Genomic DNA, 12,929 nt, shown 5'->3' with positions numbered 1-12,929 from the left:
ATCAAATATTGTCGATTGTGGTGATGGCATTCGTTTTATCGTTAACTTAGGCTAGAAGTGTTTTCTAGTTTCATGTATTGTTATGAACCCTCATTACCCAGACGAATCCACATCAAGCTATAACACTTCTGGCTACCAGTCAGAGGGCTATCAATCAGCCGGCTATTCACTACCTCAGAAATCTCAACAAGGTAACTTTGAAGACGGCTATCAAGAAAATGTGTACGACGAGTCTAATCTAGCCGATCATGCTTGGACGGACACAGCATCTCATCCCAATCCACAGTTAGAGCTAGAAATTTAACAGTTGGGAGTGGGAAGGGCAGCTTTATGACACTCATAACATAGGCAACCCAACCTTCCCACTTATAGCAGTTTTCAATTGGGTAGGTACTGCTTTTAATTAGCAATTAGCAATTAGCAATTAGCAACTACCCTGTTATCAGGCAACTGAAAACCGCTCTACTTATTGGAACTGCCAATGCTATGAAAGTGCTAAATAATGTTCGCTTTGACCTGAATAAGTTAATTTGGCTCTTAATAAGAGCTACAGCAATTGGGTTAATTTCTGTTGCACTAGCACTGGAATTCCCAGGGATTGCTAATGCTTCTGAGTTAAATTCCTTACCAGTTCGGATCTGGGAAATTCCTGGTAATGACCAACAAAAGTCTGCTACAAGAGTTTTATTGCCTGACTGGAGCCAAATTACTTTTAGCAGCTTACCACCAGTTTCTAATTCATCTAGTTGGGGAGGCCGGAGTTGGTCACAAGGCAACACTCCTGACCAAATCTTGCAACTCGGAGACCTCAGCGAAGCTCTCAAACCAGAAATTCTTTCTCTTGAAAGCATTGAACAGTTAGCAACAGGAGGAACAAACCTAGAAAATATCTCTCTAGCAGCATTTCCACTCTTGGGCAGACAAAAGGTAGAGAAGCTCATCCAAATTGTGCCGAATTTAAGCTCTTTCAAATTGAAAGAAGTTGCCCCTCTTGCATCTTTAGCTTCTCAAACTTCGCTCATCAATGTCTCTAATGCTGGCGAACTCCCGCTCAGTCAACTTATGTCTAAATTTCCCCAGTTCGCTGAAGCTTCTCTCAACCAAATCGACCTTTCTGGGTTTTCTTTAATGGACATTCCCTCTTTGTCAAGTGTCAATTTAGAACAGTTTGAGGGATGGATATCAGAGCGGATTGCTGACATTCCCTTACTCAATCAAGTGCCTTTGAGCAGTTTCCCAATTCCTGTGGGAGAACTGGGTTTAACTGCGATGCGAATTGACATGATCTATGGGACGGCTGAAAGTAAGCGCTCTAATACAATCTCAGGTTCTAACGTAGAAGGATTTGCGGTAGCGTGCGAGAAAGATTGCGCTTACATTGAACTTGATGACTTAGAAAACAGCGGTCGCAAGCTTGCATCAAAACTGGAAGGGAAGCAGTGGATTAGCGGTAAATATCAGGAAGTGCAAGGCGGTTCTGGCTGTTTGGCTGGTTGGGAACCAACGGGTCGGCATCCCTTTGGAGATGCGTTTAAAGTAGTGGTAATGGAGCCATCAGAAACCAGCGATACTGTTGACACGGCTCTGTACTTCAGGTTTAGTTTGCCTTGTGGGAAATCGCCTTACATTATTGGCCCATTTCCGTTCTTGTCCTACCAAACAAATTCCCCTATCTTTGTTGGCAAAGTGGAGGGGGGTGCTTCTAACAGTATTTCTCGCCCTACTGATGCTGTATCCTCACCAAAACTTTCCCAACCAAAAGGCTCAAATCAACAGCCGTCTCAGCTTAAACAAAACCGTCTGCCCACAAAGAAGGCCATTCCCGAATCAAAGGGAGATTGCGTCCAACCTGCCACCTACATTAACAATGTTGATGTGGCTGCTTTATCCGAGGCGATCGCCAATTTGGAAAGTGCAGGTAGTGGTGACTACGAAGCAATCGGTACTGCTACCTGTGCAGATGGCGATCGCAACTGCGGGCGGGCATTCGGTCGCTATCAATTGATGAGCTACCGGGAAGATGTGCAGGAGGCGATCGCTTCTGTACCTGGGGGTGCGGAGTTCCTCAAAAAAGTTAATAGTGGCACCCAGCCTACTTCAGAGGAGCTTTTTCAATACTTTCCCCCAGCGGTTCAAGATCGGGTTTTGCAAAATTCTCTGGCTGAGAGTGTAGTTGGCACGCAGCAGGAAATTGACCCGAGAAGTACGCAGTTATTCAGTGGCGATCGCTTAATTGAACGAGTGGCACAAAAGCACTTTGGCGGTTCTAGCAGTAAGGTGGATGCCAGCTACTCGGATATTTTAGGAGGCTACTCGCTTAAGCAGTACGGAGAAAAAGTCAAAACGCTTTACAACTATAACCGCAACAATAGCAGTTGCATTTCGAGTTCGATCAGCAACCACTCTGGCGGTGAGACATGGAGTTGGCGTACTCGTTGGTTGCCAATAGCCGCGACTATCAGCATGGTTTTAGGGTCAATAAAGTTCTTTAGGGGAGAATTTTCAGTACGCCCGAAACAATCATTCCTACTACAAGTCATCTTGGGTTTAGCAGTAGCAATAGCGGCAACTACACTCACTCATTGAATTTATTAGTGTCTGAATAGAGGAAAATATGCAAGACTTGAATGAACAGGTAGTCAAATGCAGTAAACCCCCAGCTTGGTTGAATCGGGCTGGCTATTGGTTTCGCATTGGTTTAACAATCTTTATTGGTTTAGCCATGCTATTGGGAACCGCAGCTTGTAGTGCAAGTAGCGAGACAACTTTTTCTCAATTATCCTGGGAGAAAGCTAGTAGAATTGTTCCCCCAGAAACCTTGATCGAGATTGTACAATCTCATGGCAGTATTTTGGAGCCAAAAGAAGCGATCGCCACTATGCGTGTCGAACAAGTGACGGGTAAGAAAGGTCAACTAAATTTGTACGACTTTAACAATTCCAAGCTGTGTGGCAAGATGGGCTGTCTTTACGTTGGCTACTTAATCCCTAATGATAAAAATCAGGCTCAGAGCGAAGTTTTCACAGCTTACCTTAACCCCAATATTGCCCCAAAAACAGCTTTATTTGAAGTTGAAAGAGGCGAACAAGGTGACGTGGAATTGCCCTGTTTACTGGTCAACCAACTCGTGAAAAAAAGCCAACGCAGGCTGAAGTTTTGCTATAATGGGCTTGTCTATCAATTGACATAGAAAAGGGGAATGCAGAATGGAGAGTATCGGACAGTTTTTGATGACCAACGACAGGATAAGAGTTTGAGAAAAATTACCACCAAGAGCCAATTAACCCTTGTAGTCATTTTCCCCAAACTTTCCGAAGTATTGATTGAAGAAAGGAAAGCTAAAATTATCTTTCCTTCCCCTTCCCTCTGTTCTTCAAAACTTAATCAAGGTCAGTTTCTCCATCCACCTCAATTTGAACCTCTGTCGGTTCTTCAAAGTCATCCAATTCCTCTAGTTCTGTATCAAATTCTGACTCAACTTGTGCTATTTTACGAGGTAGCTTGGATTGACTTTTCGCTTGACCTTTACGGTGGTCTGAATTTTTACTTAAAGCAGGCAACACCTGAACTTTAAGGGATGCTGAACGTTCTGGTTGGTTATCAGTATCAGCCGCTAAAGCTGGTAATTGAGCTTCTCCAGCTTCAAGAAAGCCACCAATGCTATTGTGTAAATTCCAAACCTCTTTTTTCTGCTTCGGCTTACCGAGATATAGTTTAGGCAAATTCGCCTGAGTTGGCTTAGTAATGCTGTAAGTTTTGCAGCAGAACGATTTATTTTTGCCTTCCCCTTCTTTGATAGCTCGGAAGTGAACATTCAAAACTCCTAATGAGCGCCATCGGTCATTTTTGCCACTGTATTCTACCTCAAAGTAATCAGCAAATGCCCTTTCTAAGTTGCGGTAAAACTCTTCTCTAGCACTCTTAAAGCTCCAAAGAGATACATTTTTGAACCGCACTACTATGGGGGATTTGTGCAATGGTAAATTCTGGGAATTTAAGAAAATGAGAGCGTGTTCTGAACAGACTTCCTGCATCTTTTTGTTGAAACTATGGCGGTATTCGTCATACAATCCAACAAATGCACCAGCTAATTCACCATTTTCTTCAATATCCTTGTATCGAATGTACTCTGGCATAAAAGCTAATACCAAAATTTTCACTTTTTGGAGCAGCAATCCTGTCACTTCTTCAGTTAACTCAACTGTTGTTAAGTCTGATTCAGACGGGATGGAGTACCACTCAGCTTTGATGAGTTGGTCAGTAGGAATTAAGATGCCAGCAGGGTTGTCATTGATGACAATACCGTAGGGTAAAGACGGTTTGCGTGCTTGATTGTATCCACTGCCGAATAGTTCTGGGTCAACTTGATATGCTTCAGAAGTTGTGTTTTCTTGAGTAGCTTCCTTTGCACTTTTAGGTGTTGATATTTTAGTCTTTGTTTGGGGTGTGGCGTTATTAGTTCTGACCATTATTTACTTATTTGAGTCGTTATCAACCCTTCATAGGCGATAGCCGTTCTTTTAATGTAGAAGGGGAAGGGGAAGGAAGGATACAGCAGATTGCAGGTTTGTAGATGACAGCTTAGTAGCAATAAAAGCTAACAATAACCTGTTTTTCCGTTCGGTATATCTCACGGCGCAGCCTTCTTCTTCCCCTTCTCCTTTCCCCCTCCCCCAATAACCTAGTTTTTCCTTCCCCTTCCCCTTCCCCTTCCTATGAAAAATCTTCAATTGTTTTCTCAAAACAACCCAAAATTAGTGCTTCAAGTCCAAACCCAGCCTGTCACTAAACGCCCGCTTATTGGTATAGACTTCAAGGGTTTGATTGGTCAATTTATCAATCCAGAAGGACTTTCAATGCTAGGCTTATTACTAGCTTTGTTTGTTTTCTCCAAGATCATTGGAAGTGGCAAAGGGAAAGTTACTTCCGGTCGGTTGTGCGGTACGGCTGAAAAGATGGCAGCGACCAGTTTAGCGCTCAAACAAATGAAAGAAAAAAAGCGGCAACCCGTTACTTTATGGAGCGGCACGCCGACTTATTGGTTCAAAAATATAAAGGTATTGAGCGCTCAGTTACAAACGCTATTAGGCGCAAATCCTACTGTTTGGTTTCCTCATGCTGAACGCGGTACTTTAGTAATTGGTGCTCCGGGTTCTGGCAAAACCTTTAGTGTGATTGATCGGATGGTTGAGAGTGCATTTCAGCAAGGCTTTCCTGTGATTATTTACGATAAAAAAGGAGACCAGATGAAGCTGCACGCGCCCCTGGCAGTGCGCTACGGCTATGACGTGCAAGTGTTTGCACCGGGGGAAGCTTACAGTGGTACTATTAATCCTCTGGATTTTATGAGGGATGCACAAGATGCTGTAATGGCAGCAGAAATTGGGCAAGTTATTGCTCGCAATGCAAGTCCGGGAGAGAGTAAAGGTAATGAGTTTTTTGAGAAAGCAGGGGAGTTAATGGCGAAGGGTTTAGTGCAGTTAGCAAAAGGCAGTCCTTACCCGGATTTGGCTTTTGTTTATGCGATTATTCAGCTTCCCGATTTAGTTAGTCGCATTCACCATGCTGTCCACCGCCCGGAGGGTCATCCTCTCAAAATGGACAGGTGGATTGCCTCTAGTTTTTCACAGTTATTAAGTTCAAAAGATGCTGAAAAAACAGTGGCGGGTATCAAGGCAAGTGCAGAGGCAACTTATTCAAGTTTTATTCAAAAAGATTTGCTGCGGGCATTTATTGGTCACAGTACAATTCCCATTGTTTTGTCGGGCAAAAAGTGCATTATTTTTAAATTAGACGACCAAAGGCGCACTGTAGTGGGGCCGCTATTAGCTGCTGCTATTCACTTATGTGTAGTGTCTAATTTGAGTCGAGTACGTTCTGACCCATTTGTGTACTGTCTCGATGAGTTTCCGTCTCTCAAGTTCGATAGAATGGATCAGTGGGCTAACGAATATCGTTCGGCTGGTGGCGTGCCGATTGTTGGCATTCAATCCCTCAATCAACTCTATAATCTCTATGGGGATAAAAAAGGGGCGGCGATCGCAAGTGCTTTGTCAACTCATGTGTTGTTCAACCCCGGTGATTTTGATACAGCGGAGAAGTATTCTAAGCGGTATGGGGAAGTGGAAGTGCTGGTAAAAAATCGCTCTACAGGTAGCTCGACGGGGCAACAAACAAGCCGTTCTGTCAATTGGAGCGAGCAGTTGCAAAAGAAACCGCTTTTGAGTGCCGATGAGATTCTGAGGTTTCCGCAAGGGAAGTGCGTTATCACTTCACCGGCTTACAGTTCGGATTCAGAAGCTCTGTTTCCCTATTCCTTGAAAATCCCGGTTCGACAACGAGACTTAAAGCAAGCTAAAGAGTCAGAAGCTCTCTGGGACAGTCATATCTGTCCGCAGTTGTCTCAAAGAGCAGCCTTGCTGTCTGTTAACCGATTGACAGGACAATTAATTAATATCGATCAGGAATTGGAAAATCGGATTCGAGCTGCTGAAAAAATGCTGCCTCATCCCAATGACCCAGATGAACCAGTGACAACTGGAGAGGTGGAGGTTAGGAATGTTGCCAATTCTTCTAAGTCTCTGGCTGCGGAAGCATTAATTTTTAGCAGTCTTAGGAAGAAACTGCTAAATGCTGAGATTGGGAAAGAAGGGGAGGGGGAAGGGGAAGGGGAAGGGTAGAAAAAGCTGATTATTTGGGGATAATGTACCAATTGCGTAAATCCTGCTTTTATTGAATAAAGAAAAGCGAAAATTTATCCTTCCTTCTCCTTTCCCCTCGCCTTCTCAAAAGTACAAAGAAGTGAGTAGGAAGTAAACCTCTAATCCCCTCCCTTCCCTTTCTCCCCCCTTCCCCTTCCCTTCCCCTTCCCCCTCCCCCTCTTAAATTATGCAAATAAAAGCTGATATTTTGATTGTAGATGACAGCCGTGACAACATTCACTTACTGTCTAAAGTGCTGGTTGAAAGTGGCTACAAAGTCAGGAAGGTCATTAGTGGAGAGCGAGCGTTAAAAGCAGTGAGCCTCCAGCCTCCCGACTTAATTTTGTTGGACGTAAAAATGCCAGGGATGGATGGCTATGAAGTCTGCCGTCACTTAAAAGCACAAGAGAATACGGCAGAAATTCCGATTATTTTTATTAGTGCTTTGGATGATATTTTTGACAAAGTAAAAGGGTTTGAAACAGGTGGCGCTGACTACATTATTAAACCCTTTGAGCCGATGGAAGTGCTGGTACGAGTGGAAGCTCAGCTAAAAATGAGCCGATTGCAGCAGCAACTTCTTTGTGCTAACAAACAACTGGTTACACAAAATAGCCAACTCGCTCAGGAAATTCAGGAAAGACAACAGGCTGAAATGGGTTTGAAAGTTTTTATGCACGCTGTTTCCCACGACTTGCGAAATCCCATTACAGGAATGTCAATTATTTTGCAATGTTTCCTCAAAGAGCAGTCAGTTAAACCGAAGAAAGTGGTAGGAGAAAATGAAGTTGTTATTGATAAGTCAAGTTTAGAAAGTATCCTGCAAAGCTGTTTGCGCCAAATCAAACTGATTAATTCTCTGATTGAAATGCAGCAGGGTGATATTGTAGGTGTCCCTTTGGAGTTACAGCCAATGGATCTCTACAGTTTGACACGCAGCATTCTCTTAGAGTGGGAATTAATGTTGGCAAAACGCCAAGTTGTCCTCAATTATCAATTTACTCCTGATTTACCTTTAGTTAATGCCGATTCCGCTCAGCTCAGGCGAGTCTTTGAAAATTTGATTGGCAATGCTCTCAAATACAATCCAATTGGATTTACGTTAACATTAGGTGCATCGCTGGAGCCAGAGGCCTCTTATCTACGCTGCACGGTGAGAGATAATGGGGTGGGAATAAAATCAGAGCATTGTGCTTCATTGTTTGAACTGTACGTGCGAGGTAGTGGTGTTAAGCGTACTGCTGGGGTTGGCTTAGGGCTTTACATCTCGAAGCAAATAGTCGAGGCGCATGGTGGAGAAATTGGTGTAGAGAGTGAGCTAGGTAAGGGTACTACTTTTTGGTTCACTTTGCCAGTGTTTAAACCAGACCACTACGCAGGGCAATAACCGCAGCTTGTACGCGATCGTTAGTCTCCATTTTGTTGAAAATCGCTTTAATGTAACCTTTGATAGTATTAGGGCTTAAGTGCAGTTGATAACCGATATCTTTATTGCTTTTGCCCTCTGCCATTAGTTTTAATACCGTCAATTCTCGCGCGGTAAACAGGGATTCTTCGCAGTTGGTTGTGGGTTTTCTGAGATTTTGAATGACACAAGTGGCAATTTTAGCGTCTAGGTAGGTGCTACCTTCTCGGACAGCATTGATGGCTGTTAATAGCTGTTCTGTGCTAGTCCCTTTAATGCAATAACCCTCTGTTCCACAAGATAAGGAAGCCAATACTTCTGTATCACTGGTGTGTGAAGTTAGCATGAGGATGCGGGTATGGGGTAGCAATGCTTTTATTTGACTGGCAGCAGCAATGCCGTCGATATCAGGTAAGCCAATATCCATGAGGATAATATCGGGTTTTAGCTTTGAAGCTACATCTATTGCTGAATTGCCATCTTCTACCTGCCCGACAATAGTAAATTGAGGTTCTGTTGCTAGGAGTCGTGATAGTCCCAATTGCATCATGGGATCGTCTTCGACAATTAGGATGGTTGATGGTTTGGTTGCTTTTACTCCAGCGATCATTTTTTTCTCCAGATTAAAGGTAGGAGGCGAACTTTCTGCCGAAATTTGACAGAAAGCTTTAGCTCGTTCCTAAATTGTTGAACTTGTAAGCTAGTATTGTCCTCATCTGTTGGGAAGATTTTTAATACTGCTAGTCTGTCTTTGGTTTGAGAGTCGTAGGGAGGAGGTACATTAACTATAGTTGAGCTAGTCTCCCTTGAAGTCCACCTCCCTATCAATGACCGCTTATAAAAACCTAGGCAAACCTGGGTAAGCTCTGCGGTATAAGCTTTAAACGTTCTTACAAGCGCGCTTACGCTTCCTCGGTATCGAGATTGACCAAGAAACTCCAGTTAGAAACGCTATAATAATCACAACGACGTGATATTACAGCGGAACGCTTGATTTTTCTATTCAGTTGATTCCACTCGCTCCAAACGTGCTTTTCCGGGTTCATCTCGGAATAGGCGGTTAAGGAGCGAGGTATTTTTTCACTTAATTTCATAGCCCTGCGAGCAATTACCAGTGCGGCTGATTCATCGCTGGCTAAGCCATACATTTTTAGGTATTTTACCAAGCCGATAATACTCGAATAAGCCGGGTTGACTGCAATTAACTCAATTCCGCGATTCGACAAAATAGAATTGAGTTGTTTGTAGAACTCGCTGTATGCCCAGCCCGACAACATCCGGGCATATTTTCTACCTTTCTCTCCTAGGGATTGCTTTTTAGCCGAGAAATCAAGTTCTTCACAAACTACGGGACATTCAAATTCCGCAGCTTTCATAAAAAACACTCGGTAAGTGGGAAACTCAGCGACTTCAGTCCTGAGAGGAAAACGGCTCGGCGATTTCAATCGCCTTGAATCTTTAAATTCAAAATGAGTAGCTGTACCCATCTTTAGAGTGAATAGTTTTGCAGTATTTATGGCTAATCCCTTGCACCAATTCTGATGCCGAGATATTGAATGAACCAGTCGATCTAACCGCAACCCGACCAACATACTCACCTATCTTTTTACCACTGGTAACGATTACTTTTACGATGTCACCAGTCTGAAAACCTTTGACAAACTTGTTTCTCGGAACGTACCGAGATGGGAAGCCAAATTTATCGGTACGGCACATTTGACGAGTTCCATGTCCAGTTGCTTTGATTAGTAATGGTTTACTCGTGACTACAGACAATGATTCAAGTTGACCAACACAAGCAGCATCAATCCAATGAGTTTTAGGTAGTTGCAGTCGAGTACGATTAAACTTTGTCAGTCCACCTGAACCAGTCAAAACGGGCAACCCCGTTTCTTTTAGTCGAGAAAACAACGCCCATCGGGTCGAATTCACGGCAGCGGCATCTTTGAGCGGACGTTTTGCTTGTGCAAGAATGTGCTTCAAGATGTCAGGTTTCTTGGCTAAAAATTGCTGAATATCTTGACTGCCTTTCTTCTGGTTACACTTCTCACAAGCAAGGCAGAGATTAGAAATTCGATTACTTCCTCCTTTAGCTTTTGGATGAATATGTTCAACTTGCAAGGGTACATTTTCAATGTTGCAGTAAGCACATTTCCTATTCCACTTGTTCAATAAATATTCGCGAATTTCGTACCCACATAAAATACCTTGCTGGTATTCCAGCCCACTAATTTCTGGGTTTTCTAGTTGTTGTAGGTCAAATCTGACAAGCTCTTGAATGATCGAACTGATTGGTGCAAGTCTGCGTAATTTATTAACCCAAGTTAGGGTGGTTTCTACCCGGTGCTGCAAGGATGGCGCTAACCATCCTTTTTGGCGGGTACGGTTTAAAAACCTTGCTCGGCGGTAGCGAGTATGACGGTTTCGTCGCCCTCGACGTAGTGCGCGACGGGAATCAAGACTTGCTTTGATGGCTTGACCTCGATGAGTTAGTTCAGCGCCAAAAATTACTTTCTCACCTTGCAATAATGCGATACCAGTAGTTTTTGAACCTGGATCTAATTTGAGAGTGATTGATTTAATCGTTGCTGTTACCACCTTTTTGAGGATAATTGTGATTGGGAACATTCTGAAAACAGCCGCTTTACCGGCAGTTAACAATTTGCGAGCCATTGACGGTTTGCAAGGTGTTAGTGGTCTTTTGTTTGTATCGAGTACGAAAATAAAATTGGACATTGTTGTGTCCTCCACTTGCGTGTAATGTTAGCTTCGCCAATGTTATAAGAGCTTTTTAAACCTGCAACACTGCCTCAGTGACTTTAAGGCTGTTTAATTGCAGATGACAGGGCAAGGGACTAGCTTCGCATCCACAGGGTGTCGTGACTCAAATAACGTAGATTTCGAGAATCTTAGGCTGGTCAGCATAGCTTGCAATTTCTTACAAGCTCAGTGGCACTTAGCCCTGAGTTACTGACTGAACGAGTTAAAGCGTAACTTCATCGATTTCATCGAAATTAATAGCAGTTGCTATTGACTCTGGTTTTGCCCCTAAAGCATAACCGAAACTAACAAATTCACTGATTGTTTGAGAATGAATTTGGGTTTGCAACCAATTTCTGGTTTGTCGATGTTGCTTAGTGTCCCAGACAAATTTAACTTTTTGTGCAGGTTGAGTTGGGTGCAGTGCCAAAACAATTAGTTGCAGCTTTTCAGGCTCTATCTTAAAGAATTGAGCAGCTACCCATAACTTTACCCGGTCTTCCCAAGTCATTACAGGATGCCGAATCGCCCACTCAAATAGCTTTGGTCGTTCTTTGACAAAACCAACATTTGCAGGAACTTGTATTACTTTAAATGAAGGGGAAGGGTGTTTTACTGTTTCTCCCTGCTTTCTTAGGTGTAGTTTTGCTTGAAGTGTAATGTCAACAAACAGTTTTCGCTGCGGTAAAAATAGTGTTGGCGATAATTCTTTAAGTTCGTTAACCCACTGCTGTAACTGCGGATAGTTATTGAGAATTGGCTCAACAGGTAATCCCATTAAAATTTGCTTGACAAGTAGCTGCAAATGTTGTTGGAGATAGTTGGGAACTAAAGATGGTTTTTGTAGTTGGTTAGGCTGGACAGTTTGATTGAGGTTGGACAGAGTAAGAAGATACATTGCTCAGAGCATAAAAGGCTGAGCAATAGTGGCGATCGCCGCAGAAAAAGTCCGAGAGCGCATAATAGGATTAAAAGTTTATAGCCACATCTGCTCACGATCAGGAACAGATTGGTCTAGATTTGCTGTGACCCTGCAGGAATTGTTTGACTACCGTCCCCATGCAAAAGATCCAATTTGACGGTTGGCTGCTCGGTTTCTTCTAAAAACTGTGCCACAGATTTGATGACATCTGTTGCGGTTTTGGGTACGAGAACCAAATCTCCCGATGCCAGCATATCTAGTAGGGCACCGGGTTTTCCCTTCCCTCCGTACAAGTGACCCATAGAAGCTGCTAGCTTTTCAAGTTTTTCTGGTGTCTGTTGTGCAACTCGTGCCCGAAAAACAATGCCTGAAGGCGATCTCTGTTTCCGTCCCATGCTCGACCTTATATCTGTGCTACAGTTTTAACAAGCGGTAAGCCTATACTAAAAATTGTACAAGACACGAGGTGTGAGTGGAAACTTTAGCCCGCTTGTGCTCTATCAGTTTAGGGTGCAATGACTCGATATTTGCAGAGTATGCTATCGCTTTTGCCCCATAAATTTGACTGGTTATGCCCAAAAAGCGCAGTTGTTCCGTGAAAATTGCAACGCTGCACAGCGTGTTGCAGGATTGCTATCAACTTAAGCTGGAAGAGCTCAAGTACCTTCTCGATGCAATTGACGTGCTAATTGACGCTGAAGAGAAAAGGTTGTCGGAGTTGGAAGCCGACTCAGACTGGGAAGAAAAACGGGAAGAAAAAATGGCTGCTACTGGTGCGCGCGGTAGTACGGGATACATCGAATCCAAGACAATCAAAGGATGCGGCCCCTATGCCTACTTGAGATTTCGTAAGGGCGGCACGCATCATTCGTTCTATCTGGGCAAGCTCAAGCCTTAAGTTTTTAGGGTGCATAGCGATTGATAGATTAGTAATTCTGACGTTTATGCACCCTAAATTATCGGCGTTTAGGGTGCATAGACATTGATAGATTAGTAATTCTGGCATCCATGCACCCTAAATTATCGGCGTTTAGGGTGCATAGCGATTGATAGATTAATGGTTTTGGCATCCATGCACCCTAAATTATCGGCGTTTAGGGTGCATAGCGATTGATAGATTAATGGTTTTGGCATCCATGCA

12 protein-coding genes are annotated in these 12,929 nt (G+C 43.4%); 6 read left to right on the top strand and 6 right to left on the bottom strand.

Going from position 1 to position 12,929, the window contains the following annotated elements:
- Positions 1-82 precede the first annotated feature (82 nt).
- The 3 genes from QUB16_RS03655 (at position 83) to QUB16_RS03645 (ending at position 3,190) form a co-directional block, all read left to right on the top strand.
- Entirely contained in the window at positions 83-304 is a 222-nt protein-coding gene (locus QUB16_RS03655; protein WP_333314082.1) for a hypothetical protein, read from the top strand.
- A gap of 182 nt (positions 305-486) precedes the next feature.
- On the top strand, positions 487-2,586 hold the full coding sequence (locus QUB16_RS03650; RefSeq protein ID WP_333314081.1) for a hypothetical protein: 2,100 nt from the start codon (positions 487-489) through the stop codon (positions 2,584-2,586).
- 28 nt (positions 2,587-2,614) lie between these two features.
- Positions 2,615-3,190 carry a hypothetical protein gene (locus QUB16_RS03645; RefSeq protein ID WP_333314079.1) on the top strand — a complete coding sequence of 192 codons (576 nt, stop codon included), beginning with the start codon at positions 2,615-2,617 and terminating at the stop codon, positions 3,188-3,190.
- Between the two features lie 190 nt (positions 3,191-3,380).
- On the opposite strand, the gene QUB16_RS03640 is transcribed toward QUB16_RS03645, so the two are convergent.
- Positions 3,381-4,469, bottom strand: a complete 1,089-nt coding sequence (locus QUB16_RS03640; protein ID WP_333314078.1) for a DUF5895 domain-containing protein — start codon at positions 4,467-4,469, stop codon at positions 3,381-3,383.
- Positions 4,470-4,715: 246 nt separating this feature from the next.
- Here QUB16_RS03640 and QUB16_RS03635 point away from each other — a divergent pair, with 246 nt between their 5' ends.
- Together QUB16_RS03635 and QUB16_RS03630 are read left to right on the top strand one after the other, a co-directional pair.
- A complete protein-coding gene (locus QUB16_RS03635; protein WP_333304944.1) occupies positions 4,716-6,680 on the top strand; it encodes a type IV secretion system DNA-binding domain-containing protein in 1,965 nt (654 codons plus the stop codon).
- A 208-nt stretch (positions 6,681-6,888) separates the two neighbouring features.
- Positions 6,889-8,088: a hybrid sensor histidine kinase/response regulator gene (locus QUB16_RS03630; RefSeq protein WP_333304946.1), complete on the top strand. Its 1,200-nt coding sequence runs from the start codon at positions 6,889-6,891 to the stop codon at positions 8,086-8,088.
- On the opposite strand, the gene QUB16_RS03625 is transcribed toward QUB16_RS03630, so the two are convergent.
- The 5 genes from QUB16_RS03625 to QUB16_RS03605 all read right to left on the bottom strand — a co-directional run bounded on the left by QUB16_RS03625 (position 8,060) and on the right by QUB16_RS03605 (position 12,183).
- The gene (locus QUB16_RS03625) at positions 8,060-8,716 is read right to left on the bottom strand and encodes a response regulator transcription factor (protein ID WP_333204906.1); all 657 of its coding nucleotides are present in this window, start codon (positions 8,714-8,716) and stop codon (positions 8,060-8,062) included. The genes QUB16_RS03630 and QUB16_RS03625 overlap by 29 nt on opposite strands.
- A gap of 292 nt (positions 8,717-9,008) precedes the next feature.
- Positions 9,009-9,482: a hypothetical protein gene (locus QUB16_RS03620; protein ID WP_333204904.1), complete on the bottom strand. Its 474-nt coding sequence runs from the start codon at positions 9,480-9,482 to the stop codon at positions 9,009-9,011.
- An 88-nt stretch (positions 9,483-9,570) separates the two neighbouring features.
- Positions 9,571-10,842 (bottom strand): RNA-guided endonuclease IscB, encoded by a 1,272-nt coding sequence (iscB, locus tag QUB16_RS03615; RefSeq protein WP_333314076.1) that lies wholly within the window; start codon positions 10,840-10,842, stop codon positions 9,571-9,573.
- 247 nt (positions 10,843-11,089) lie between these two features.
- Positions 11,090-11,764, bottom strand: a complete 675-nt coding sequence (locus tag QUB16_RS03610; RefSeq protein WP_333314075.1) for a hypothetical protein — start codon at positions 11,762-11,764, stop codon at positions 11,090-11,092.
- Positions 11,765-11,880: 116 nt separating this feature from the next.
- Positions 11,881-12,183, bottom strand: a complete 303-nt coding sequence (locus QUB16_RS03605) for a hypothetical protein (RefSeq protein ID WP_333314074.1) — start codon at positions 12,181-12,183, stop codon at positions 11,881-11,883.
- Between the two features lie 200 nt (positions 12,184-12,383).
- Between QUB16_RS03605 and QUB16_RS03600 the strand changes: the two genes are divergently transcribed.
- Positions 12,384-12,686, top strand: coding sequence for a hypothetical protein (locus QUB16_RS03600; RefSeq protein ID WP_333304954.1), 303 nt, complete (start codon positions 12,384-12,386; stop codon positions 12,684-12,686).
- Positions 12,687-12,929 lie beyond the last annotated feature (243 nt).

Source organism: Microcoleus sp. D3_18a_C4, from assembly GCF_036702415.1.
Taxonomy (GTDB): domain Bacteria; phylum Cyanobacteriota; class Cyanobacteriia; order Cyanobacteriales; family Microcoleaceae; genus Microcoleus.
The sequence above is the reverse complement of the archived record's forward strand: the minus strand, read 5'-3'. Positions and strand labels throughout refer to the sequence as shown.

Bases quoted from the DNA above. Each gene is read 5' to 3' on its own strand.
- QUB16_RS03655 (WP_333314082.1), top strand. From the start codon at position 83: ATGAACCCTCATTACCCAGACGAATCCACATCAAGCTATAACACTTCT.
- QUB16_RS03650 (WP_333314081.1), top strand. From the start codon at position 487: ATGAAAGTGCTAAATAATGTTCGCTTTGACCTGAATAAGTTAATTTGG.
- QUB16_RS03645 (WP_333314079.1), top strand. From the start codon at position 2,615: ATGCAAGACTTGAATGAACAGGTAGTCAAATGCAGTAAACCCCCAGCT.
- QUB16_RS03640 (WP_333314078.1), bottom strand. From the start codon at position 4,469: ATGGTCAGAACTAATAACGCCACACCCCAAACAAAGACTAAAATATCA.
- QUB16_RS03635 (WP_333304944.1), top strand. From the start codon at position 4,716: ATGAAAAATCTTCAATTGTTTTCTCAAAACAACCCAAAATTAGTGCTT.
- QUB16_RS03630 (WP_333304946.1), top strand. From the start codon at position 6,889: ATGCAAATAAAAGCTGATATTTTGATTGTAGATGACAGCCGTGACAAC.
- QUB16_RS03625 (WP_333204906.1), bottom strand. From the start codon at position 8,716: ATGATCGCTGGAGTAAAAGCAACCAAACCATCAACCATCCTAATTGTC.
- QUB16_RS03620 (WP_333204904.1), bottom strand. From the start codon at position 9,482: ATGAAAGCTGCGGAATTTGAATGTCCCGTAGTTTGTGAAGAACTTGAT.
- iscB (WP_333314076.1), bottom strand. From the start codon at position 10,842: ATGTCCAATTTTATTTTCGTACTCGATACAAACAAAAGACCACTAACA.
- QUB16_RS03610 (WP_333314075.1), bottom strand. From the start codon at position 11,764: ATGTATCTTCTTACTCTGTCCAACCTCAATCAAACTGTCCAGCCTAAC.
- QUB16_RS03605 (WP_333314074.1), bottom strand. From the start codon at position 12,183: ATGGGACGGAAACAGAGATCGCCTTCAGGCATTGTTTTTCGGGCACGA.